The following is a 25,517-nucleotide window of genomic DNA, read 5'->3' on the forward strand; positions in this document are numbered from 1 at the left end:
TTTGAGAGGTATGATACATTTTGTTATGACTTATGGTGTGATGGTGGTTTTGTTTATAAAATTGATAAAATGAATGAAAAAAGAAGGACTCATCTTTAATCATGGAGCCCTCTTTTTTGTATATTTTTCACACTTAAGCGCCTGATAATTTTTTCAACGCTTCCATATCCCCACTTACAATCGTATTAATATTTTCAGAAATAATTTTTATATCCAAGTTCCACCACTTTATTTCTAATAGTCCATATATGATTTCGTCTGAAAATCTCTTTTTAATTTCAACGGCAGGATTGCCACCGACAATTGTATACGGCAGAATGTCTTTGGTGACAACAGATTTAGCAGCAATAATTGCTCCGTCTCCTATCTTCACTCCAGGCATAATCGTCGCATCCATACCAATCCATACGTCATTTCCAATAACCGTATCTCCTTTAAATGGTAAATCAGAAAGTTCTGGTGTGAATCTTTCCCAGCCATGACCGAAAATATTAAATGGGTAGACTGAGAATCCATCCATTCTGTGGTTTGCTCCATTCATAATAAATGTAACACCAGGTGCTACGCAACAAAATTCCCCTATAATCAATCGATCTCCCAAAATTTCATATTGGTATAGAACTTGCTCTTCAAATGTCTCCCCATTTTTCGAATCATAATAAGAATAATCCCCAACAATAATATTTGGCTTTGTTATTGTATTTTTAATGAAATGAACACTCTTATTTCCTTCAATCGGATATTGCACATTTGGATTAGGATTCATGTTGGACAGCACCACCTTCATTTGAAGTTCCTACTACTGGTTTTAAATTATATATTGGTAAAATAAATAGTAAACCAATAATAAATAGTAGTGCTGTTCCTTCATACATCGTACTAAGGGAAAATACTTCTTTTAATGAGCCGGCAATACTCATCGTTAATACCATGGAACCTGTAAATAATGGGCTCAAAATCCCATTTACACGCCCAATAAAATCTGTATCCGAATTTTGAATAATAAGCGTGTTAATTCCAATTTGGATACAAGGAAGAGCTAGCCCACTGAAAAACTGAGCAATGAGTGTAATCCATAAATTTGTAGAAAATCCGATGATACCAATACCAACAGCCTGTGCAAACATGCCTAAAATTAACATCTTTTGCGGAGCAACATTTTTGGCAAATACCATTGCTAAAGCGCCTCCAATAATCATTCCAGCCCCATTTACAGTGAGTAGCCATTGTAAGCTTTCTTTTGATAAACCTAATTGTTCCGTTACGATAAAAATTCCTAGTGGTTGAATCAGACCAATTCCTAATCCTGCTGCCATAAAACAAATTCCGAGTAATGTTAGTGTTTTCTTTGCCCTTACATATTTAATTCCATCTACCATTTCTTGTAATAAGCTAACTTTTTTCTTTTCTTCTTGTTCTTCAATATCTTTTGGTAGAAATAGCAAGACTAAAGCCGCAAGCAAGAAAGCAATACCTGTTACAATAATGGAAGTGTAAATTCCGAAGGCTTGAAATATAAACGTTCCAAGTATAGGGCCTAATACCATAAAAATCGCAAAAATTGTTTGATACAAAGACATGGCCAATTGTACTTCTTCCGTGGAAAGATGTTGCTTAAACAATTTCATACCTGATGGCTGTGAAAATTGTGAAAGAATTGCAGAGATAAGTGTAACGAAAAATACTACCTTCCAAGTACCAAACATAAGTGTAAACAATACTGCAAATACTGATAACGAACTTAAGGCTTCACACCAAATCATCGTCCTTTTTGGTTTCCACCTATCCGCAAATGTTCCTCCTATGAAGGAAAAGATAAAAATTGGCGCGAATTCCGCAACTGAAATCATTGAAATGGCAAACGCATCACCATTCGTCATTTCCATTACATACAGCAGTACCGCAAAATTTCGGACCCAAATTCCTATCTGGAGAAATAATGCTGAAGCAAGAATTGCTTGCACAAATCGATTTTTTAATACTGTAGATACACTACTCGTTTGCTTTATTTCTGCGTTCATTGACATAAAAAATCCCCCTATTCTACATTCTGAACAGGAGGCAGCACAATCATATTATAAAAGACAGTCTATTCGCAGCGCGAAAATACATCCCTTTTACATATAAAAATGTACACACTAATCCTATTCAGAAGAATATTTCGTTTTATAACGAAGATTTCTTGAAAAATAGAATTAGTAGATCATTGGGATGTCTTCACCCTTTCGTTTCGATTTAAAATTGCACATACATACTCTATGTGAACAATTTAAAATGTATGCATGTCTCAAATACCTATTCTAGAAAGACAATGGTAATTCCTCTAAAGAACGCATTAAATAATTACCTTGCCATTTCACTTTTTCTCGCTCCCTTTTTATTTGGATGTTTGGCATACGGTTTAGCAATGTAGAAATTGCAATTTTGGCCTCTAAACGAGCAAGCGGTGCTCCTAAACAAAAATGACTTCCCTGTCCAAATGCAATGTGATGGTTATTTTTTCTCGTAATATCAAAAACATCTGGATTCACAAAGACATTCCCATCACGATTTGCTGAGGCTAATGAAATGATAACCATATCTCCTTTTTTAATTTCTTGATCATGAATCATAAAAGGTTCAGCTGCCCAGCGCGCTGTCGTAACTTCAACAGGTGAATAAAAGCGTAATCCTTCTTCAATCGCTGAATCAATAAGCTCTGGCTTTTCTTTTAATAATTGCAGTTGATCTGGATGCTCTAACAATGCTAGAACTGTATTCGTAATGAGATTCACAGTTGTTTCATGTCCAGCTACAATAAGCAACATAATCATTGAATAAAGCTCTGGTGCACTTAATTTACTTCCTTCGCTTTCCGCCTGAATTAATCCACTAACTAAGTCTTCTTTCGGCTCTTTCCTTTTTACATCCACTAAATATTGAAGATATGTAATAAACTCGGATAATTTTTCTTCATTTTCCTTTATTTCCTCTGGTGTTTCAGGGGAAGCAATTACCGCATGAGACCATATTCTAAATTTTTCTTGATCATCTTTTGGAACGCCAAGCATTTCACTAATTACATTGATTGATAATGGAAAGGCGTAGTCATTAACAAGATTTAGGGAATGCTTATATTCTACATGGTCTAATAAAGTATCTGCGATATTCTGAATACGTTCATCTAATTGTAAAATCATTTTAGGAGTAAAAGCCTTTTGAACTAGTGCCCTTAAACGACTATGATCAGGAGGATCTGAATTCAACATATGTTTTGTTAAATGATCACCGTTTTCAAGAGAAAAGAATGGTTTCAAGTCTTCTTGAGAAAATACATTCTCTAGATTTTTCTTCAAACGAGAATCTTTTAAAAGTGGCAAAGCATCTTCATATCTTGTAATAAGCCATTCTGTACCCAGTTCACTTTTATTTACGAACAAAATAGGTTGTAATTTACGTGATTCCTTATAAATTTCATAAGCACCTTCTTTAAAACCTGCAGAGGCTAACTGAATACCATCTTCTATTTTGAAGCCAACTTTGTTTTTAAAAGACATTGCATTCCCTCACTCTCATCTATTTGTGAAAAGCAATTTAACATATGAATTATAACTTATAAAGAGAGGGAAGATTGTAAATATTTCGTTATAATCTTACTTTGTATATTGAAAAACAATTTAATAAAAAAACAAGCAATAAGAAGAGATCTTCCTCTTATCGCTTGTTTTATCACTAAGCAAAACACATGAAATTACTAATTTGTTGGTATCGATAACTCACTTTTCGGCGCCGCCCAGCTTGCCATGTGTAGCCTGACACGCCATTTCGTCTGACTTCCGTTGGAAAAAACCATAAATCCCTCCCAAATGGACCTGGGCGATGTAAACGTAAGTAGCCCCATCTTCCTAAACAATTACACATCCATGATTTTATATTACTGCTTTGCGCAGGAGCAGCGAATGTTGATGGTACAGAAGGAGCTTGTGATGGTGGTGGTGATGTGGGGGCATCTTCTGCATCATCGGGTCGATATTCCTCAAGTTCCACATCCCTCATTTCATCAGATGTTTCATAACCAGAAATTTGTGGGTTATAGTATGCTGTTTGATTATAATCTACATATGGAAAATACGTTGGTTGATTATACATAAAAAACTCACCTCTTATAATTTATTACTTTATCCAATCATATGTTGTATCGCTTTTAGATGTAGCTTATTTATGTAGCCCAAAATAAAGCGGAGATATTTAAGTGTTCAATCAACCAATCTTCTCATCTTGAAGGAAAAAAGATGTCAAACTCTATCTCTTAAATCAAAGAAGTCGAAATGAGTTTTGATTAAACTTTTTATAAAACGCAGAGATTATTTAAAAAAGGATTTATTTTAACTAAACTATATCCAAAGGTCTATGATACAAAAAACTGGAGGAAAGCCAATATACATTAGAAAGAAAATCCCATTTAAAAATATAAATTCTAGTTTACAAAGGTGATTAATAGTTTAAGTTTTTCAAGTATTGTACTATGATATATTTAATTTCATTATTTAAGTTAAGCAAGAGTATGGGGCATTGTCCCTTACTCTACTATACATTCTAGAGAACATCTGACTTAAGGAGTTGTTATAATGGCACGTGTTTTATTTATTAATGGTGGATCAGAAGGACATATCAATCCAACAATTGGAGTTGTACAAGAGCTTATTTCGCGTGGAGAAGAGGTAGTATACTTTTCGATAGAAGCTTTTCGAGAGCGTATTGAAAAGACGGGAGCCAATGTACGAACATTTGACGATCAAAAATTTTTAAGAGCCTTTATCTCAGGTGGAAGAAATTATTTATCCGAAAGAATCAATGGTCTTTTACATACGGCGGATATCATTATACCTAGCGTTCTTGAACAGATTCAGGGAGAACATTTTGATTACATCATTCACGATTCTATGTTTGGTTGTGGACGTTTACTTTCCCAAATTCTAAAGCTCCCTGCAATTAATTCGTGCACATCTTTTGCGCAGACTGAAAGATCATTTGAAAGAATGTTAGAACAACTTTCGCAAAATATCCCAACAGAAATTGCAAAAAGGATAAATAATGATTTTCAAATCCTAACAACAAAAATTAAAGAAAAATATGGTGTTGAAATCACTTCTCCTTATGAAGTTTTTTGTAATCCTGCACTACTTACAATTGTTTATACAACTAGGGAGTTTCAACCTTTTGGAGAAGTATTTGACCAAACATACAAATTTGTAGGGCCATCCATCTCTACACAATCAACAAAAGAAAACTTTGACTTTACTACAATCAAAGGAAAAAGCCCCATTTACATTTCACTAGGTACGGTTTTTAATCAGGCAATTGATTTCTATAAGCTTTGTTTTAAGGCATTTGAGAATACTGACCACACTGTTGTTATGTCTATTGGGGAAAAAACTCAAATATCTGATTTAGGAGAGATTCCTAAAAACTTCATTGTGAAAAATTATGTCCCACAAACTGAGGTACTTAAATACACTAAATTATTTATCACACATGGCGGAATGAACAGTACCAATGAAGGTCTCTATTACGGGATTCCACTAATTGTAATCCCACAAAGCGCGGATCAGCCGGTAATTGCTCAACAAGTTGCGAATCTTGGAAGCGGCATTACATTACAAATGCAAGAGTTGACTGCAAATCAACTAAGTGAAACTGTAGATCATGTGTTAAGAGATTCATCTTTCCATAAAGCTGTTGCTGATATTAAAGGGTCCTTTCAAAAATCAGGCGGGTATCAGCAAGCTGTTGATGAGATTTTTAAATTTAAACGTCAATACGATATCTAATATAAAAACTTCTGTATGCAAAAAAAGTGCCTATGTGACATGACATAAGCACTTTTTTGCTATTAATTAACTAGTATAAATTACTTATTCTACATTCGAAACAACATCTAATGTTTGTCACTTTTTTAACCGAACACTATAATAGCGCATCGCTTTCAAACTCCCTTTCATTTCGAATACCCCTTGCCCAATTAACGTACGCAAACGATATTCAAGAAAAACATCGCCAACTGACTGTTCTATCTGACCAAGAACCTCTCCAATGAGTCTCGCTGATTTATAAAATTGTTCTTCTGCTCTTTCTTTCTCCAGATTCTTTGCACATTCAATAATGAAAGTATCGAAATAATCATCATGTACAGATTGAACTTGGTTATCATTCCAAATTCGTAATAAATCCGTAGTTTCAGATAGTAATTCCCATTCTTGTTCAAAACCTGTCCGTTCTTCTTCAGTTAGTACTGCTCCTTTTTCGTACTTCTCATAAATAACTGCTAGTTTCTCTGATGTTAACTCACCTGTCCCTCGAATCTCATAAATTTCATTCTCTTTTTGAAACAATCTTCTATGAGCTTCTGATGTATTAATGATTCGAATATTTTTCTTATCTTTTAAGTAAACAAGTGCAAAACAGAGTCCAACATGTTCATGGGCGTTATTCGCGCTCCAAATCGTAATTGGCATATCGTTTGGAATAGACTGTAGTTCTTCTAATGATTGAATAAACTGTGATAAATACTCTTCTTCAAAATATAAATCTTCTAAATTTAAGTTTTTAGATAACCATTGCTGCCTCAATTGTTGTCCTTCATTTGTATCCAACTGATTGATTGGACCAATCGAAAAGAATTCTGAGAATGAAACGACATACTCTTGTCTTAATCGTTCTTTACTTAACATGTGCTTTAAAGAACCCGCACTGGATTCGTCAAAAGTAATATGAACATGTGTGCTTTCTGTTATTTCTTTTTTATACGGCGTAGGATTTATCAATTGTTTAGGGATACTCGTTAAATATGTTATCAAATCCTCGTTATAATCTTTTTTCAACAAGTCTAGTTGTATAAGTATACTTTGAAGTAAATGTTTTGCTTCGTCTTCTTGCATATCATTAACGACTTTTTTTATTTTCTCTATTTTTTCTATCATCTAATTCCCTCTATTCACAAAATAATGTACTTTATAGTGTAGCATATAATAAGATTTCATCTAATAATTGCTAAGAAAAATGAAAAAGATAAAAAAACACATAGTGGAATAAATAGTAGTGTATCCATTTTAGCAAAATATGTATCTTTTTTTCTTTTAAATATCCCCAAATAATTGAATTCTCCAACCACCCTTAATCCAAATACAAACATACAAATCCAAGAGCCAAAATGAACGATGACACGTGGGATAAAAGAGGAGATAAAGTTTGCCTGTAACAACAAAAGTAACGCCGCTATACATAGTAATAGCGCAACTAATAATGTCATACCCGTTCCAGGAGTAAAAGTTTTTTCTCCTGCCTCAGTTGGAATCGCTGCATTTATTCCCCACTTTCCGCCAAATGCCCAGTAAACATGCAATATACTAATACACATTAAAAAACATGCTGATATAGCGATGATAATAAGCAATATTAACACCTCCATCAATGTATTCTCTTCACCACTTAAGAATATTAAATAAAATAATACTTAGCAACCTATTTTGAAGCCGTACAATAAAGTGAAACTTTAATCAGAGGGGGATGAAGCACCCTCTGATTATTAGTTGAACCAATCGGGCTTTTACTGGATAATTGTAATTATGCTAAATTCACGTGAAAGAAACAAAGTGAAAAAAACATAGGGAAAAGCGATTTTCTGCCCAAAACTGAACGGAAAATCGCTTTTAAAATTCTTCGACATACGTTTATGAATGTGAAAACGTATGTTTTTAGTGTTTTTCCTAATAAGATAGACTCATTATTCTTTCCTTTGAAATATTTCTCATTAACATTCTTTTTGTAGTATATGTTTATTTTCGATTATTCATTTCAAACACTTGTTGTACATCTTTATCACCACGCCCAGATAAATTCACAATAATACTTTGGTCGTTTCGTAAAGTTGCTGCTAATTTTATAGCATACGCCACTGCATGAGAACTTTCCAATGCAGGAATAATCCCTTCAACACGAGATAACTTATGAAAAGCTTCTAATGCTTCATTATCATTAATTGCTACATATTCTGCGCGTTCAGTTTCTTTATAATAACTATGCTCTGGTCCAACACCTTGGTAGTCCAGTCCTGCTGCAATGGAGTGTGCCTCTGCAATTTCTCCATTTTCGCCTTTCATCATATAACACTTAAATCCGTGGATGATACCAGGCTCTCCTGCTGTAAGAGGTGCTGCATGCATACCAGTTTCAATCCCTTTGCCACCTGGTTCAACACCTACCATTTTTACTTCTTTATCATTATAAAATGGCGCAAATAATCCAATTGCATTACTCCCTCCGCCTACACAAGCAACCAAATAGTCAGGTAGACGTTGTTCCTTTTCAATATGTTGCGCTCTTGCTTCTCTTCCAATTACAGCTTGGAAATGACGAACAATCGTCGGGTACGGATGTGGTCCCAGTGCAGAACCTAATAAATAAAATGTACTTTCATAGTTTTGAGCGTAATCTTCAAGTGCCGCATCTACTGCTTCTTTAAGAGTACGTCCCCCTTCTTGAACAGCAATTACCTTCGCTCCTAATAGTTCCATACGAAATACATTTAATTGTTGACGTTCTGTATCCATCCCTCCCATATAAATCGTACAATCTATTCCGAACATAGCACATGCAGTAGCTGTAGCAACTCCATGCTGTCCCGCTCCAGTTTCTGCAACGATGCGTTTTACTCCCATTCTCTTTGCGAGTAAAATTTGTCCTAATACATTGTTAATTTTATGGGCTCCTGTATGATTAAGATCTTCTCTTTTTAAATAGATTTTTGCACCACCAATTTCTTCACTCAAACGCTCCGCATAATACAGTGGATTTGGCCGCCCTACATATTCCTTGAGATAGTATTCATATTCTTTTATAAACTCTAGGTCATCTTTGTATTGATTAAATGCATTCTCCAAGTGAAGTAAAGCCTCTTGGAGTTGTTCTGGCACAAAACTACCCCCAAATTCTCCAAAATATCCATTTTCCGCTTGTAATAAATTCATATTAATTCCTCCCTTTGTTTTTTATTGTTGAATAATAAAAAGCGTGTGAGCGCAAAAAGCCCTCTACATGCATGAAGCATGTAGAGGGCGATATATACGATTATACCGTGGTGCCACCTCTTTTGATTCTTTGTCACATAGACTCAGAACCCTCTCGTTTTTGGATACGGAATAATAAATTCGATATCCTCATCCTTGTAACGGCGGAACCCGGGTCGCATACTCCTAGCGTTTCAGCAGACCTCTCCTAAGCCCATTCGGCATAACCTATCGTACTGGATCGCACCAACCCCAGCTCTCTGTAACGCATCAATTAAACATACTCTTCTTAGTCAACGATTTTTGATTATTGAAATTTAACTATGATATTATAGAAGTATCTTTGTTTTGTCAATAATAATTGATAGAAAATTCATTCTTTCTGAATAAGTTAATCAATTTATTTAACCCTATCATAGCGGTTTTAAATAATTAATATATTTATTCAACAACAGCAAAAAAAGCAATACCCTTTCGTCGTACAAAAGGGTATTGCTTTTTTAAATATTTATCTAGGAATATCCTCTATGCATTATAACGATTTTTTCTTCGTTCCATTCTTGTTTGACCTTGCGTTGTTTCTATTTCATGATGTTGATGCTCTGTTTGCGTTGTATGGTACATTGGTACTCTTTCTTCACGATTTGGTTCATACTTACGTGTTTCTTTTGAGTTAGAAGATCTTTTACTGAACTTTGGCATCTTCACTTTCAATCTTGGTAAACTCGGAATACGAATTTTAAAATTCGGTTTGATTCGTTTCTTTTTTTGTTTGAATAGATTGGTTTTTTCTTGTTTTTCATTGTTGCTACCACGCTTTAGCATGTTGGCAAGCAACCCACCAAATATAAATCCGACTACTAGTAAGAGTAGATACAATCGTTCTGAAGTCAATAAGTTTATAATACGTCCAAGAACAGCTAATGATTGGGATTGTTTCATATCCCATAATAAACCACCCCATAATGCCAATAGTCCTAAAGTAATTGCATAGGTACGAAATCGGAGTATAAGTGGAATCACGGCAACACATGCAGCGATTTTTGCGTTTGCGAGTAAAGAACCAGTTGTTACGTATTGATTCCAAATCGCCAGCAAAAACGTAATAAATATAGTGTAAGCGAGCCAACTACATATTCGTGAATACATTCGTTTTGCATAATAGCTTCCAAAACTCGTGAAAAACAACAGCCCTCCTACATAAAATGACAATTCAAGAGGAATTTGTTTCATAATACCTGCAATTGGGAACAGGAAGCTGAGTACCATTAAAAGCACATCAAGTTTCTTCAAAACTCTCATCCCTTTCAGTTTTCTATCTTTCTTCTATATAACAAAGTGAATATTTTTATTTTTCAGTATATTATTCACTTCCACCAAATTATAGCGTACATGCATGCAAATAATAACATTCCTAAAAAATATCTTAATCCTACTAGTGCCAAAAAGTAAACAAAAAAGAAAAGGTATAATTGACAATAGGGATCTAAATTTATATAAAGAAATGACAAATCCCGCTATTTGTAAATTAACGGGATTTTTAAATTATCTTATTATTACTTCTGTTCGTTCTTTACATAGTATCCATTCATTAAATAAAAGCACAACATGATTGTTATTATATTCCACAAGGACTCAGTATAATTATGCAACCAAAAATATCTTATAACCCCTATCCCATTTATAATCACAGGAACTATAAATAAAGTCATTGTCCACTTATTTAGTTTCCCTTTTACAACAATTACAGCCAGGCCCACCATAAAAAATATATCGCCAAAACTGTTTATTGCCTTCCACCATTCTTTAAGATATATCCCACTTCCAACAACTACTATGTATGTTGCAATGAGAAACGGTATTATTTGTAGCAAAATTTTTTGTCTAGACATTAATTTCTTTCCTTTTCTTTATATTAAAAACACTCTATAAAACATTATATTATAAAATAAAGTATTCTTCTTAATTATTAATTGGATTTATAAGATTAATTAATAACTAACATCAGTATCACCACTCTTTTTCATTTGTTTTATCTATTTTTCACTCTCCTTCCACCAAATAATGCGTTTGTTAAAAATATTTATATTTTTTTATAATTCATTCACATCCATCATGCTGCATTTCTCATAATTATAAATAGCCTTCATTCCCCTTGAATCCTTGCCCTAACCTAACAGGGGTTCTTGTCATTGTTTTCATATCTTCAAGAATGTGATGGACAAGAGATCCGCGGCTTGAAAATACCATTTTAATATGATTGTCCTTTCACTCATCACGCAGTTATTTTACACATATAGAATGTATTATTTCTCATTCACTCCCAAAGCCCCACGCGCCATCTCCATATGTGCCTCTTCCTTTGTCTGTAGTGCAAACAATCCAATCATGACCGGATAAGCGGCGCCAAGTTCGATAATGTGTTCAAGCATTCTCGGCCACACTTTCCCTCCTGCTTTTTCATATTCGTTTAACAATACTTTTAAATTATCCTCTCCAACAATTGTGAGATACAGAGTGAAGTCAGTAGCTGGATCCGTCACTTTCGCTTCTGTCCAATCTAGAAGACCCGTTACTTTGGTATTTTCATCAACTAAAATATGCGGCGGATGTAAGTCGCCATGAACAAATGCAGAGTGCTTCGGCCAATACGATTCATCCGCAAGCCATGTTTGCCAACGCTCCCATAGTTCATCTGAAACACCAAGTTGTGATTTTATTTGATGCATTCTATCTATTAACAATTGCTTTGCTTCAGTAGGTTGAAGAACTTCAAGTCCATGTTTAGTAGCCTCATTATGATCAATCGAATGCAAGGCGACAAGTGACTCTGCTAAAGATCGAACAAATGTTATAGATGGTGGATTATTTTGAATGTGCCACACGTAATTTTGTATTTCTAAATCAATCACTGCTGCAGGGTTACCTTTTACTAACGGATAAGCAATTAATTCTGGTGTGTTGATTTTCCAATTTGGTACTGCAACAGGTAAATATTTTTGAACAAGCTCAAGTATTTTCCCTTCTAATACCCCTCTTTCAATGACGTCTGGTCTTCTTGGTTTCCGAAGAACCCATGAAACGCCCTTCTCATCAGTAGCAAATACAACTTGAAAGTCCATTCCTGACTCATTTAATTCAGCGCTTTCTTTATTCAATTGTAAACCATTCTTTTCAGCGCTTTTTAAAATTTCTTCTATACATTTCTGTTTATTTGCATTTGTCATTGATAAACACTCCTTTGAATTTCTTCATATAAGCACAAAAACCACAGGCTGATTGCCTATGGTTAGAGTAAACGGAATATACTATAACAAATAAAACGAAAAGACCTTTTGAATGGTCTTTTTTCAGCTTTTCTTAACCATTTCGGATTTTCATATTTCGTACCATTAGATAATATGGCAAAGTCCTTCAAGCCCACATCAATACCTACTCTTGTATCAAGTTTTGGAAATGAGTGTTCGTTTTCCTCTACTAAAACAGAAGCAAAATATTTGTTGGTTGGTGTTTGGGAAATTGTCACAGACTTAATCAAGCCAGAAAATTGTCTATGTTGCTTCATGCGTACGAGTGTCTTTAATTTGGGTAGTTTGATATAGCCGTTCTCCATGTAGACTGTTCCCTTTTGATTATTCATTGTATAACTACGGTAATTGTCCTTTTTACTTTTGAACTTAGGAAATCCAACAGATTTATCACGAAAAAAATTAGCGTATGCTTTATTTAGATTCATTTGTGCATTAGCCAATGCAAGGCTATCCACTTCTTTTAGAAATAGGAATTCAGCTTTATACTGTGCAGGGGTAGGATACTTGATGGACTTATCAATGGTCTTTTGGGATTCTTGATAAGAATGGATTCTGTCAGCAAGCATCTTGTTATATACAAAACGTACACATCCAAATGTTTTTGCGAAAAACAACCGTTGCTCTTCGTTGGGATAGATACGATATTTGTATGCTTTCAACATTGTCCACACCTACTTTCTGCCTTGTTTTTCAATATACTGTTTGACTGTTTCAATTGAAGCACCACCAGTTGTAATCAAACAAAAGCTTCTTGACCAAAACAGTTCTTTCCAAAGTTTCTGACGAACAATAGGGAAATTACGTTTTATCAAGCGAGAACTGGCACTTTTATACGCATTTGGAAATTTTGACAATTCACTATTAGGATGTGCTTTGAACATTACATGTACATGGTCTTTGTCATGATCCCAGTCTTCAAGTGTAATGTTATATGACTGTCCTATTCTCACAAAAATGTCTTTTGCATAATTAGATATGTCATCATCAAATACTTGTCTGCGGTATTTTACTACCAGTACAAGATGATAATGCAGAAGAAAAACTGAATGTTTATTACTATCTAATTTCATTGTGTTATCAACCTATCTATGTGTATAGACTAATTTTAACGAATTATCAGATAATTATAAGCACTTTGGCTTACGCCAATCGAAAATTTATCTCCCACTTATCGTTGAGCTACGCCCTTCACACGATTGAAGCGAGAGAATTCTTTTCGGAAACCTAGTTAAATGATACTGTTCCTATTTTTATTTCGATCTTCCTTGTACCCAAGTAGCAATATCATTTATAACATACTCAGGGATATTGGCAGGACTATAATATTCATCCGGTTTACTTAATTCCCCATCTCCTTCTGTAAAGAAGTGATTTAACTTTGGATAAAGTCGATAATCTACGTTATCTCGCCCTTTTAATTGTTCTTTCCAAAGAGGAATTTCGATTTTTGATTGAACTTGATAGTCTCTTTCTCCTTGAATAATAAGAAGCGGTGTCTTTTGTTCTTTAGATATTTCTGCTGCCTTAATTTTACGAATAGAATCCCAAAATACAGGTGATCCTAAATAAAAATCTTTTGGAGGATTCTGACTAGAGAAGTTAGGGTCATTTAATAATTCAAATTGTGCTTTGTAAAATTTATATTCTTCAGGTTTCATTCTACCGATAGAATACAAGTAATCAAATTGATCTAAAACAACATCTTGGATTGTACGAGCTGGTCCTCCCATCACAATTGCTCCAGCGATATTTTGATTTTGGTCTTTTTCAATCATTTCCGGAACCATCATTCCACCTTGGCTATGACCAAGGATATAAATTTGACTCTTGTCTATCATAGATTCATTTTGAAGAAAACGAGTCGCAAGAAGTGCATCGTCCGTTGTCTCTTTATCGACTGTATAAAAAGGGCTTAATTGTGTTTTCAAGCCATGTTCATACGTTCGTTTATTATAACGAAGAACAGCAATTCCTTTCGAAGCAAGACCTTCAGCTAGATCACGAAATGGTTTTAAAGCAAACGCAGTTTCATCCCGATCGCTTGCTCCAGATCCTTGAACAAGAATGATCGCTGGGAAAGGACCCTTTCCCTTTGGAACAGACAATGTTCCTGGTAATGGAAACGCGCCACTTCCGACTACTACTTCTTTTTCAATAAATGATTCAGGCTTACTATATGATGGACGTTCTGCAACAGGACTAAACGACATACTAAATTGAAAATCATCTATTTTTCCAGATGGATCTAATTTAATTAGTAAAGGCACAGTAAATTGTTCAAAAACTAATCCAATCTCTACATTTGTATGAACGGAATTTGTCTCTTTTTGTTTTACCTCTCCAATTCCAATAAAGGAACCTGCTTGTAATTGTACTGGGAGTCCCTTCCAATAACTCTCCAGCCATTTTTCAGATACTATCTTCTGTAAAGATCGAGAAGTTAAATCAAATGCAGATTTATAATTTTCAGCATGCATATCACGGATAAATGTAAGAGTAGTAGATATAACAGGATTTTCATCATCAACATTGTCTATTTCTTTTATATTTGTGTTTGTTTCCTTTAATGTCGAAATAAATTGGTAGTTGAACGGATTATTATATGTATTGGGATAAAAACTTGTTTTCAATACATCCGTATTCCTCCCCTCGTACAAACTTGAAGAACTCGCAAAAATTTTAGGTGAAATTACTTCCTCCGCGTATGAAACAGAAGGAATACTTATCGCACAAATTGCGCTAACGAGTAGTAACTTATTCCCTATTCGTTTTCTCGTTCTCATATCTTTTTGGCCCCTTTCAAATTTAAATTTTTATAATTTCAGTACAACATTCCAAGTATGGTAAGATAAATAAAAAGTGCAAAAGAGATTAATAACCTTCTTTACAATTACATTTCCCCTTAACAAGTTAAAAAGGGAATTATAAACAAACTTCAATAAAAATTACCTTCTCCCTTTTTTTATTGTGTAAATTTTTTATAATAGTTAAGTAACTAATGACTGAAGTTAATTTTTCTAAAATGTAGAGATATTATTTTTGTACAAAAAAATGACTAAACTAAGTTAGTCATTTTCTATACTCTTCATTTTCATGTATGATGAGAGCCATATCTTTCCCTTATAAAGTGGAACTTTAATCAACCCTCACCAATCGGGCTTTTACGGGCAGTTGATCCCCCACCTAGCTTCCTCGTTTCTCTCTGAATCTTGAGGAGGTGGGTGGCTTACTTACTGCCTGTTAATGCGGGATAAACTTACATCTTCTACTTGTTTTTCTGCTGGCCATTTTTCTAATGTGTAAGCCATCTCCCAAAATGAATATTCATATTGACTGCTAATGATAAAATGCTGTTTCATTCGCTTACGATCAGCTTCTGTTACTGTTTCCGCAATGGCATCTAATCTAGCAATTTGCTCCTCTACTAAAGTACGGAACCAGTCAGAGCCGTATGCGGAAATCCATTCTTGGTAAATTGGTTCTTCAGGTTTACATTCTTTCAAACGTTCACCAATTTCATAATAAAGCCAGTAACAAGGTAAAATTGCTGCAATAATATCCCCGATATGTCCTTCATATGCAGCACGATACATATGTGATGTATACGCATAAGCGGTTGGAGCAGGAACAAATGATTCTTTTTCTTCCTTAGTAATTCCTAATTTTTTTGCAAAATTCTCATGTAACGATAATTCAGCTTGATATGTATTCTGTGCATGGTGTGCCATACGAGCTGTCGTTTCTAACTCAATAGCTTTTGCTGCTCCTAACGATTGGACTCTTGCAAAATGACTTAAATAATATGAATCTTGCATAACGTAATAGCGGAAACTAGCTAAATCTAATGTTCCATTTCCTAATTTTTTCACAAAAGGATGGTTAAAACTTGCTTCCCAAATTGAATTAACTTCTTTGCGTAACAACTGTGAAAATGACATTATAGGCCCTCCAATAAACGTTTTGATAGTAAAAAATGAAACAAGTTTCTTAACGAATCGCTCATTAACGACTAGACTACTGGGATCTACTTCAAATAGGTGCGGTGCGCAAAATAAAAAAGCTTTCTTTACACACACGTAAAGAAAGCAGGCTGGACATCATCAATATTTTAAAAATATTGATGATGTCACTTCCACTTCCCTACGCTGGTATTACTCAGATCAGGTCCTAAGGGTCTCAAAAAAAATCCTTTGATCTCAGCCTATAAAAGGCCCCCCTAGCGGATAGATATTAACTATTTAGTTTGATATTTATCATAACATAATTCATATAGCTGTAAAATATTATTTGATAGTTCAAACTTCATAAAATATAATTTTTACAAAATACTATTTATCCATTCCTACTAACTGTTCAATTTGCTCTTTAACATTTGAATCACAAACACCACCGTGATAACAAATTATCCTCTCAATATCAAACTCTAAAAATCTTCTAAGTGATTCTGTAGCTGTTTCCATATCTGGTGTCGTATGTGGAACTGGCCCTTTTAGTTTTCCTTCAACACATACCATCGCGTCACCTGCAATTAATGTCTTATATTTTTCACTATATAAACTAATATGCCCCGGAGTATGTCCTGGTGTATGAATCACTTCAATGCCTCCGAGAAATGGAAGTCTTTGTCCATCTTCTAATGTTTGATTTACTTTTGCTGTTGGAGGATTTTTATATAGGGCTTGCACAACATCTGGAAGTGCCGCCCATTTTTCTTCACTCATTTTATTTGGATCTCCTTTAATAAGGGGTAACTGTCCTTCAATATAAGGTTTGTCTAATTCATGGGCGTACACTTCAATAGAATGATTTGCCTTCTGCTGTATTTCAGGAAGACTTCCAATATGGTCTATATCTTGATGAGTTAAAATAACTGCTTGTAATTGTTCAAAAGGCACACCAATACCAATCATTGCATCGCAAATCCCTTCTAATTGACCTGGCATACCAGTATCGACTAATAGAGCTTCTTTTTTATCCCAAAGTAATGTTGGATTTAATTCAAATCCTTGAATTTTCAATTTCAAAACCGCTAGACCGTTTTCTATTTTCATATTACACGTCCCCCTCGATACATAAATTAGTGAAGTTATTTCTCTTACTAAAATGTATCACCCTAAGGGATTCTCGTCAAATGTTAAAATTTAAATTATAACACAAAAATATTTATTTGTCAAGTTAATTATTATCTTTTTCATTTTAATTGAAGACTATATTTTTTCATCATACATCTTTTCGATACAAATTAATTAAATCTTTCAAAGCCGCTGCTGCTGCTCCTCTTGGGCTTGAAGCTCCTCCGGCTGAAGTAACTTTCCCCATCGTATCAGTATGAAAAGTGATTCCTTTTTCTGTTCCATTTACATGAGCCAATGGATGCCCTTTCTCTATTTCACGCGGGCATACTTCAAGTTTAAGATTTCCTGAATGATCTTTATATGCCGCTCCAATTAGTTTTAGAGATTTACCTTGTTCTTTCGCTTTCTCTATATCTTGTTTTGTAACACTCTCTATCCCATTTACGTTTATGTAATCAAGGGAGTATTCTGACTGAAATAAACTATTCGCTAACAATAATAGTTTACAGGCACTGTCCATTCCACTTACATCTAATGAGGGATTTGTTTCAGCTATCCCTTTGTGCTGCGCTTGATGCAATGCTTCCTGGAATGTTACATCTTCTTCATACATTTTTGTAAGAATATAATTTGTTGTTCCATTTAAAATACCTTCTATACTTTCAATTTGACATCCTGCTAAACTGAATTGTCCAATATCTAATGTAGGGAGTGCCGCAGCAGTTGCGCCGCTATAACAAATACGTACGTTTGCGAGTTTTGCTTTTTCTTTTATTTCTTTCCATGCGTTAACAAGTGCTCCTTTCGAAATAGCTACTACATCCATATTGTTTTCAATCGCTGTTTCAATGTATGTTCTTCCTGGTTCACCAGTTTGAAGATTAGTTGGTGTCGATTCAATTAATACAGTACCAAAAGGAAACTTTTCACTTTTATCAAGTGGATAGTGTTTGGTATACTTCTCTAATACATAGGAACCAGTACCATAAGTTAATAATTCTTTAATATGTAAACCTTTGTCATTATAAAGATTGACTGTACTCCCAATAATTCCAGTAAAAGCAAGTTCGATGCCGTACATCTCTTTTATATATGAAGCTTTCTCAAATACCAATCTTACAAACTCTTTTCCAACAGTTCCATATCCAGATATCACCACGTTAACTCTCATACCATCACCTCGGGCTATCATGCTATTTTAATATTAACTCCATTATACTCCGAAGGCACGATTCGATTCACGAAGTAAAAACTCCCTCAGAAGAATTTGAGGGAGTTTTTCCATTTCAATATAAATATGATCCAGTTATTCTGGTAAATTAGATAAATTTTTAGCGATATTTCGGTAAAAAGCATTAATATCAGAAAAACCTAATGAGTCCGAAACGCTTAGTCCTACCATATCAAGGTGATCCCAATTTTGTTTTGTCTCAATATGATTCCATTTTCCACGCTCTGGTGTACCGCTATTATTTATAACCACATCAGTAGACGGTCCTACCATAGAATTCGTATTTACTACACCGTCATTTTGCCACCAAGATGAATCAATAAATGGTCGACTTTGTTCATACCTTGCGTATGATCCTAAGAAAATCGCATTCCCCATTAATGTTTTATTCATTGTAATGTGCGGGAAATGAAGCCCTGTTATAGAGGTTGCCTGTGTTGCATGTCCGCTGTAAGAGAAATAATATACATCTGGTTGCGCTTTTACCCAGTCATTTAATTCCTTCGCTCCATCTGTACTTAAATCCCATTGACTTATATCTTTCGTATCCTTCAAAATGGAACTATTTAAGACACGGTTTGAATATTGATAAAATGACTCCCCAGCTTTCTTTTTAATTCCCCATTGATCCAATTTAAAGTCGTATAGTGATAGATTGCTATTTTCTCCAATTCCAGCAGTTGCAACGAGTAATTGCTTTACAGCAGGCAAGAGTAAACTTCCATCTGCAAGGGTTGTCCCGTTGTGAGGTGTTGCCAATGTCGTTACACTATGAACATATGACTTTCCGCCTTGGAACAATGGAGACATTTTTACATCTACATGCTGTTTTGCATACTCCCTCTCTTCTTGATTTCCTTCTTTTAATATTTGAACAAGTGTACGTATCGTTTGACCACCCATACTATGTCCTACTAAATGAACCTTATTTGTCTCACTCCAATTTTGGACAAACCCTGTATATGTTCTCCCATATCGATCATGCCCATGTTTCTCAGCATGAGCCGCTCCATAATCTACTGTTCCCCCATTAATTTCAGCATATAACTCACAAGCACGATCCCAGTTACTTGATAACGGTCCAACAGCAGCGGTATGTACACTGTATCCATCTCTCTTTAAATTCTCTTGAATATCATGTACACCCCCCCAATACTTTACGCCCAATAATTCATCTCTTCCCCACCCTGTAAAGCCATGTACCAAAATAATAGGATTGTTATTTTTCTTTCCTTCCTCTGCGTGCGTTGGCACCGGAAGTATTACACTCGAAGCGATAAAACATAAAATCAATAATCCACACAATAACCTTTTCATTTTCCGTCCCCTTTTCTTTTTCTCTCCCTGATAAAAACGTTTTCAATTTCACCTCCTTTTTATGTAATAGAAAAAAGATCCACAAAGATATACCAACGCAATTAGCAATGGCTATATAGTGTGGATCTCCAATTCTCTATCACAATTATTAACTTAAAGATACTGTAAACTATCTTATCTGAATTGTCTATCAATTATGAAGTATTACATAGTTGATAAAGTTTTGTTGACAACTCCCTTTTCCTTTTAACCTTCATCCTCAAAAGTAACAAATTTGACCGATATTAATTTATGAAAATCTTTGACTTGCCTTTTTATCTTTAAATATTCAGTTATTAATGTATTGTCTGTCGACATTTTAGGCCTTTCGTAACCCAATAATTTTTTGAAGTGAATAATCTGTAACTTTGTTTCATCCGCTTTTATCTTTCTATATACATCCTTTTTCGCAACAATAAGATACCTTTGAGACTTATAATCACGGGAATTTCCAATCCAAGCATCGCTGTCATATGAAACAGGAATTTCTTTACTGTTTAAATCGATACTTGTAATATGTTTTTCCTCTTCATGCGCAAATAATAGCGAAGCCCCTTTTGGGATTTCCGGTAATTTTTTTATAGAAGTATAACCGTAGCGATTATTCATATCATTCTTCCGCAAAATTCGATCTTTTATCATAGCTCGCGCTGTAGATTCATCTATAATAAGCACTTTATTTTCACCAAAAATCCCCGTTTTCACTTCAAATACTTCTTTTTCTTCTATATTTTCTTTGTAACGTTCAAAAATAGGTAAAGTAAATTGTTCGTCCCCAATCATTATCATCCCGTTCGCAGGCCGTTTATTTTCTTCAGAGGAAGAACAGGCACTTAGGCTTGTGACAATCAGGACAATTAATATAAAAAAAGATATTATTTTTCTCATTATGACTCCTTTCATTGTCTAAATTAATTTTCAGGTATACTCATTATGGTTATCTTCTATTTACCTTTGATACAATCAAACCTTAATAATCTTATTTTACTGATCCATAGTCCTATAAAGTTTTTGTAGGTAACGCCAACGAGTCATAAAGAAATACAAGATTTGTATACATACAAATGAAATTAAGATGATAATTGAACTATTTAAAATAGAAAAATCCACTAATTGTTGCAGTGCGATATATGCGACTGCAGTATGAATTACCGCAACAACAATTGGTAAAAAGAACATGATTAACAACTGTCTTGTTACAACACCTTTTAGTTCTCGTTTACTTAATCCCATCTTTGAAATCATTTTATATTGTTGTTGATCCCGGTCTAAATCTGTATATAAACGGAAATAAATAAAGCTCGCTGCAAATGTAAAAAAGACAATTCCCACTAAAACACTTGCCATAAGTAACAATCCGTTTGTTTGTTTCGCTTGTAACCACTGCAATGTTAAAGCTTCGAAATAAAAACTACGCTCTCCACTCTCTCTACCCAGTATGTTATTTAATTGATGTGAAATTTCCTTTGTTCTCATCCAATCATCTACAACAAATCCGTAAATACGCTCTTTAGACATCGTGATATCCTCACGAGCAATGAATGGAACTTTATCATATACTTGGTCTTGCACTGCAATTAAAGTATTTCCTACTTCATGTGGTAAAACCAAATTCTGTACAGCTTTTTTCACATGAAATGTTTTCATCCAATCCCCATGAATCACTTCAATTTCTTTTTTAAATTCTCCATCTTTAAACTCTTGTTTTTGTGCTATCCATCCTGGGACTAACAAAATCTCATCTTCTCTACCAAGCTTTTCCGTTTGGTAGCCAAGAGCTTTCGCAAGATCATTGTATTCACTTAATTTCATAACAGTAACATTGCTTTCCGTATATTTAGTAGAGGCAGAGCCCATTCGATAAGGAATATTTGCCTCATTAAGAGATTTCTTAATTACAGAAAGATGCTCATTTTCCATCTTATTTTCTTCAAAACTCATATACGTAAACGTATACGGATTGGTCATTCTTGACAGTTCTTTATTTCCAAGTGCAGCGGTAGTTCCAATTGCGGTGAACGCGACTGCCGAAATAATAGACACTATAAAAAACATCGTTGCATTATCTTTCATTCGATATATTAGCTCTGAAAGCGTCAATATATTTGTTTTCTTTAAAAATAAAGATTCTCGTTTTTTGGCAGCTTGCAACAGAAAAACACTGCATTGCGTATACAGAAAATAAGTACCGATTATAACCAATAACACACCTAATCCTAATAACGGAAAAGAGATAATTCTTCTAAAGTTAATATAAAGTACGATTCCATATCCAGAACTGATACTAACAAATGATAGAAGCGATAAAATAATAGAAGATTTCGGTTCAGGTTTTGGTTTTTCCTCTGCTTGAATGAGTTCCACAAGCTCTGTTACTTTTATCATTTTAAAAGTAAACAGTGATACAATTAAAAATAAGAAAAGAAATGTAATAACAGTTAATAGTACTGCTTGAGTTGGAATATAGAAAGGTAATCCATTGTTAATCATTAAAAGACTTGCACTAATGAGTAGTACTAATTTTGAAAATATAAGGCCGATCATAATGCCTATAAAGATTGAACAAAATCCAATTAACATATTTTCAATGAGCACTAACTTCTTTAACTGCCTCATCGACATTCCTTGCATCATTAAAATACCAAATTCTTTTTTACGTGTTTTTAAAAACGAGCTTACTGAATATAAGATAAAGAAAAATGAAAAAATAAAAATCAAACCTTGTGAAATTCTAAACCCGATTGTACCAAGTTCACTTATTGTTTCACTTGTAGATTTTAACTCCCCCGTTAAATTAGGATGAAATAACAAAAGTGCATACGTAAAGAAAATCATGATAGAAAATGTACTGCTTAAAAAATGAGCGGCATATGTCCGTTTATTACGAAAAACATTATTAAACGCGAATTGACGAAAAGTCATGCCTTTTCCCTCCTAACAACGAGAGAACATCCATAATCTTTTGGTAAAAAGCTTGTCTACTTTCACCACAGTAAATTTCATTATACAATTCACCGTCTTTAATGAAAATAACGCGACTACAATAACTTGCGGCATATGGATCATGAGTAACAAGCATCATAGTTGCACGTTCTTTCTTATTCAGTTCTTCTAACATACCCATCACATCATTCGAAGACTTAGAATCTAAGTTTCCCGTAGGTTCATCCGCTAATAACAATTGTGGCTTATGAATGATTGCACGAGCAATCGCGGTTCGTTGTGCTTGACCACCTGAAATTTCATATGTTCTTTTATGCAAAATATCCAGAATGCCTAACTTTTCTGTAACTTCTTCCACCCGCTTATTCATTTCCTTTACAGCCACTCCATCTAACGTCATTGGCAACACAATATTTTCTTTTACGGTAAGCGTACTGAGAAGATTAAATGACTGAAAAACAAATCCTAATTGTTGACGACGAAATAATGCTAATTTTTCAGATGATAACTGAAAAGGATTCGTTCCATTTATTAAAATTTCACCTGATGTTGGTGAATCAATCGTCGATACCATATTTAACAATGTTGTTTTTCCACTACCAGACGGACCCATAATACCAACGAACTCACCCTCTTGAATAGATAAATCAATATCAGTAAGAGCTTTATAAGGAACTTTCCCCTTATATACTTTACTAATCCCTTTCGCCTGCAATATTTCCATACCACATTCTCCTTTCATTTATTCTGCTTAGTTTAAAGTGTAAAGGAGTTATCTTACATCTCATATTGATTCGTCTTTCATTTACCTTACAACTTTGTAAGATTTCTAAAAAAAGCTGATGAAAAAGTCTATTTCATCAGCTTTTTATGAGATATAGAAAATAATTCGTACAGTTGTACCTTTTCCAACTTCAGAATGTATTTCTACTTTATGTCCTAAATGTTTCACAATTTCATATACGAGATATAATCCCATCCCAGTAGACTCTTTAAAATCTCTACCATTTTCTCCTGTAAAGAAAGGTTGAAACACACGTGGCATATCTTGTTTTGGTATACCTACTCCAAAATCCCTCACTTCTAAGATGGCGGTCTTGTCTACATTATATGCTTTCATTATAATTTTTTCTCTACTACCGGCTGAATACTTAATTGCGTTAGATAGAATTTGACCAACTAAAAATTGGAGCCATTTCACATCACTTTCTACCATAATGTCTTTTTCAATCTTAACTTCTGGATATACAAAATTCCGGATAAAAAAGCGCTTATGTTCATGTATTACTTCATTTACTAACTTGTATAATTGCACTCTTTCTACGTAGAAATCTTGTGTGAAAGTTTCTAGACGTGCCACATATAGAGCCATTTCTAATCCCTTTTTTAATTTATCTGCTTCTTCACCGATACTCTCTAATCTAGGATCAACTTCATCTTGTGTAATCAATTCAATAACAGATAGAGGTGTTTTCATTTGATGAATCCATTGATTCATAAAGGTTAAATGCTCTTCATTTTTACGTTCCTGCACTTGTAACTGATTCTGATAGTGACGATATTGGACTTCTAATAACTCATGTAGCGCGGTAGATAGGACTGCAAAATCTGATTTTTGTACAGATTCATCTAAGGATTGCATCGGATTTGCCAATCTTTCATAAAAAGACTTATGGGTAAAATAGCGATATAGTAAATACGCAAGCAAAAAACATAACCCTAAAAACATTGCGTAAAGCGCAGTTGTCATATGGTGATAGCCATCAAACCAATAAACAAGAAAAATAGCGATGAATTGAAAAATTGTAAAGCATAGAAGTGGAATATGCTCACGTATAAATAGTTTTATCATTATTCTCCACCGATTTCCCATGTTATATGTAATCGATAACCGACACTACGAATGGTTTCAATTGCACCTTGAATACCTAATGCTTGCAACTTTTTCCTAACACGTGTTGTATTAACACTTAGTGTATTATCATCAACATATGATTCACTATCCCAAAGTTTGTTCAACAACACTTCTCTACTTACAACGCGCGGATAATTTTTCATTAACATTTCTAACAAAATCGCTTCATTTCTTGTTACATCAATTTCTTGATTACGTAATTGTAATACTAAGCGCTCTGGAAACAAAGTAAGCCCTTGTTGTTCAATCATTCGTTCTTCTATTTTGGGTGCATAGTCTCCATATGCACGCCTTAGTTGACTACGAATTTTCGCCATTACAACTTCATAATGAAACGGTTTTGGAATATAATCATCCCCACCATTTTCTAATGCCATCACTTGATCCATTGTTCCTTCACGCGCTGAAATAAATAAAATTGGACACGTTGAAATAGCGCGGATTTGCCTGCACCAATAATATCCATCGAAACTTGGTAAATTAATATCTAGTAGCACTAAGTCTGGTTCTTGTGAAAAAATATCTAATACACGTTGAAAATCAACAATAACAATCGCTTGATATCCGTATTTCCCGATATAGGAATATAATAATTCTGCAATTTTAGGATCATCTTCCACAATCATAATTTTAACCATGTTT

General features: G+C 34.2%; 23 protein-coding genes, 1 riboswitch and 1 other annotated feature. Of the genes, 1 reads left to right on the plus strand and 22 read right to left on the minus strand.

Going from position 1 to position 25,517, the window contains the following annotated elements:
- Window positions 1-133 precede the first annotated feature (133 nt).
- The 4 genes from ACM6HU_RS21775 to ACM6HU_RS21790 form a co-directional block, all read right to left on the minus strand.
- Window positions 134-766, minus strand: a complete 633-nt coding sequence (locus ACM6HU_RS21775) for a Vat family streptogramin A O-acetyltransferase (protein ID WP_016115021.1) — start codon at window positions 764-766, stop codon at window positions 134-136.
- Window positions 756-2,027: an MFS transporter gene (locus tag ACM6HU_RS21780; RefSeq protein ID WP_016115022.1), complete on the minus strand. Its 1,272-nt coding sequence runs from the start codon at window positions 2,025-2,027 to the stop codon at window positions 756-758. Before ACM6HU_RS21780 ends, ACM6HU_RS21775 begins: the two co-directional genes overlap by 11 nt.
- A 273-nt stretch (window positions 2,028-2,300) precedes the next feature.
- A complete protein-coding gene (locus ACM6HU_RS21785; protein WP_016115023.1) occupies window positions 2,301-3,536 on the minus strand; it encodes a cytochrome P450 family protein in 1,236 nt (411 codons plus the stop codon).
- Window positions 3,537-3,711: 175 nt separating this feature from the next.
- Complete coding sequence (locus ACM6HU_RS21790) at window positions 3,712-4,128, minus strand: hypothetical protein (RefSeq protein ID WP_016115024.1); 417 nt, start codon at window positions 4,126-4,128, stop codon at window positions 3,712-3,714.
- Window positions 4,129-4,607: 479 nt separating this feature from the next.
- Between ACM6HU_RS21790 and ACM6HU_RS21795 the strand changes: the two genes are divergently transcribed.
- Window positions 4,608-5,810 (plus strand): macrolide family glycosyltransferase, encoded by a 1,203-nt coding sequence (locus tag ACM6HU_RS21795; RefSeq protein WP_077294752.1) that lies wholly within the window; start codon window positions 4,608-4,610, stop codon window positions 5,808-5,810.
- A 117-nt stretch (window positions 5,811-5,927) separates the two neighbouring features.
- On the opposite strand, the gene ACM6HU_RS21800 is transcribed toward ACM6HU_RS21795, so the two are convergent.
- The 18 genes from ACM6HU_RS21800 to ACM6HU_RS21885 all read right to left on the minus strand — a co-directional run bounded on the left by ACM6HU_RS21800 (window position 5,928) and on the right by ACM6HU_RS21885 (window position 25,513).
- Window positions 5,928-6,959, minus strand: coding sequence for a DUF1835 domain-containing protein (locus tag ACM6HU_RS21800; protein ID WP_016115026.1), 1,032 nt, complete (start codon window positions 6,957-6,959; stop codon window positions 5,928-5,930).
- A gap of 56 nt (window positions 6,960-7,015) precedes the next feature.
- Window positions 7,016-7,432, minus strand: a complete 417-nt coding sequence (locus tag ACM6HU_RS21805) for a DUF3995 domain-containing protein (RefSeq protein ID WP_016115027.1) — start codon at window positions 7,430-7,432, stop codon at window positions 7,016-7,018.
- Window positions 7,433-7,814: 382 nt separating this feature from the next.
- Window positions 7,815-9,005, minus strand: coding sequence for a tryptophan synthase subunit beta (trpB, locus tag ACM6HU_RS21810; protein WP_414848433.1), 1,191 nt, complete (start codon window positions 9,003-9,005; stop codon window positions 7,815-7,817).
- 80 nt (window positions 9,006-9,085) lie between these two features.
- Window positions 9,086-9,350, minus strand: a binding site (T-box leader).
- A gap of 219 nt (window positions 9,351-9,569) precedes the next feature.
- Complete coding sequence (locus ACM6HU_RS21815; RefSeq protein ID WP_016115029.1) at window positions 9,570-10,337, minus strand: DUF3959 family protein; 768 nt, start codon at window positions 10,335-10,337, stop codon at window positions 9,570-9,572.
- A 263-nt stretch (window positions 10,338-10,600) separates the two neighbouring features.
- Window positions 10,601-10,936, minus strand: a complete 336-nt coding sequence (locus ACM6HU_RS21820; protein WP_016115030.1) for a hypothetical protein — start codon at window positions 10,934-10,936, stop codon at window positions 10,601-10,603.
- A gap of 414 nt (window positions 10,937-11,350) precedes the next feature.
- Window positions 11,351-12,271 (minus strand): macrolide 2'-phosphotransferase, encoded by a 921-nt coding sequence (locus ACM6HU_RS21825; RefSeq protein WP_016115031.1) that lies wholly within the window; start codon window positions 12,269-12,271, stop codon window positions 11,351-11,353.
- 62 nt (window positions 12,272-12,333) lie between these two features.
- The gene (locus tag ACM6HU_RS21830; protein ID WP_229166011.1) at window positions 12,334-13,014 is read right to left on the minus strand and encodes a transposase; all 681 of its coding nucleotides are present in this window, start codon (window positions 13,012-13,014) and stop codon (window positions 12,334-12,336) included.
- A 12-nt stretch (window positions 13,015-13,026) separates the two neighbouring features.
- Window positions 13,027-13,425: an IS200/IS605 family transposase gene (gene tnpA / locus ACM6HU_RS21835; RefSeq protein ID WP_016115033.1), complete on the minus strand. Its 399-nt coding sequence runs from the start codon at window positions 13,423-13,425 to the stop codon at window positions 13,027-13,029.
- Window positions 13,426-13,605: 180 nt separating this feature from the next.
- Complete coding sequence (locus ACM6HU_RS21840; RefSeq protein WP_016115034.1) at window positions 13,606-15,138, minus strand: prolyl oligopeptidase family serine peptidase; 1,533 nt, start codon at window positions 15,136-15,138, stop codon at window positions 13,606-13,608.
- Window positions 15,139-15,585: 447 nt separating this feature from the next.
- A complete protein-coding gene (gene tenA / locus ACM6HU_RS21845; RefSeq protein ID WP_016132846.1) occupies window positions 15,586-16,293 on the minus strand; it encodes a thiaminase II in 708 nt (235 codons plus the stop codon).
- 182 nt (window positions 16,294-16,475) lie between these two features.
- A riboswitch (TPP riboswitch) is annotated at window positions 16,476-16,583 on the minus strand.
- A gap of 100 nt (window positions 16,584-16,683) precedes the next feature.
- Window positions 16,684-17,406, minus strand: a complete 723-nt coding sequence (locus tag ACM6HU_RS21850; protein WP_414848434.1) for an MBL fold metallo-hydrolase — start codon at window positions 17,404-17,406, stop codon at window positions 16,684-16,686.
- Window positions 17,407-17,575: 169 nt separating this feature from the next.
- Window positions 17,576-18,601: a homoserine dehydrogenase gene (locus ACM6HU_RS21855; RefSeq protein WP_016115037.1), complete on the minus strand. Its 1,026-nt coding sequence runs from the start codon at window positions 18,599-18,601 to the stop codon at window positions 17,576-17,578.
- Between the two features lie 135 nt (window positions 18,602-18,736).
- Window positions 18,737-19,978, minus strand: a complete 1,242-nt coding sequence (locus ACM6HU_RS21860) for an esterase/lipase family protein (protein WP_414848435.1) — start codon at window positions 19,976-19,978, stop codon at window positions 18,737-18,739.
- A 246-nt stretch (window positions 19,979-20,224) separates the two neighbouring features.
- A complete protein-coding gene (locus ACM6HU_RS21865; protein ID WP_016115039.1) occupies window positions 20,225-20,905 on the minus strand; it encodes a lipoprotein BA_5634 family protein in 681 nt (226 codons plus the stop codon).
- A 96-nt stretch (window positions 20,906-21,001) separates the two neighbouring features.
- The gene (locus ACM6HU_RS21870) at window positions 21,002-22,939 is read right to left on the minus strand and encodes an ABC transporter permease (RefSeq protein WP_016131455.1); all 1,938 of its coding nucleotides are present in this window, start codon (window positions 22,937-22,939) and stop codon (window positions 21,002-21,004) included.
- A complete protein-coding gene (locus ACM6HU_RS21875) occupies window positions 22,914-23,684 on the minus strand; it encodes an ABC transporter ATP-binding protein (RefSeq protein ID WP_016115041.1) in 771 nt (256 codons plus the stop codon). The genes ACM6HU_RS21870 and ACM6HU_RS21875 overlap by 26 nt, the downstream gene beginning before the upstream one ends.
- Window positions 23,685-23,828: 144 nt before the next feature.
- Window positions 23,829-24,812 (minus strand): sensor histidine kinase, encoded by a 984-nt coding sequence (locus tag ACM6HU_RS21880; RefSeq protein ID WP_016115042.1) that lies wholly within the window; start codon window positions 24,810-24,812, stop codon window positions 23,829-23,831.
- Complete coding sequence (locus ACM6HU_RS21885; protein WP_414848436.1) at window positions 24,812-25,513, minus strand: response regulator transcription factor; 702 nt, start codon at window positions 25,511-25,513, stop codon at window positions 24,812-24,814. The genes ACM6HU_RS21880 and ACM6HU_RS21885 overlap by 1 nt, the downstream gene beginning before the upstream one ends.
- Window positions 25,514-25,517: the final 4 nt, after the last annotated feature.

It is taken from the genome of Bacillus sp. IT-79MI2 (assembly GCF_949768135.1).
Taxonomy (GTDB): domain Bacteria; phylum Bacillota; class Bacilli; order Bacillales; family Bacillaceae_G; genus Bacillus_A; species Bacillus_A pseudomycoides.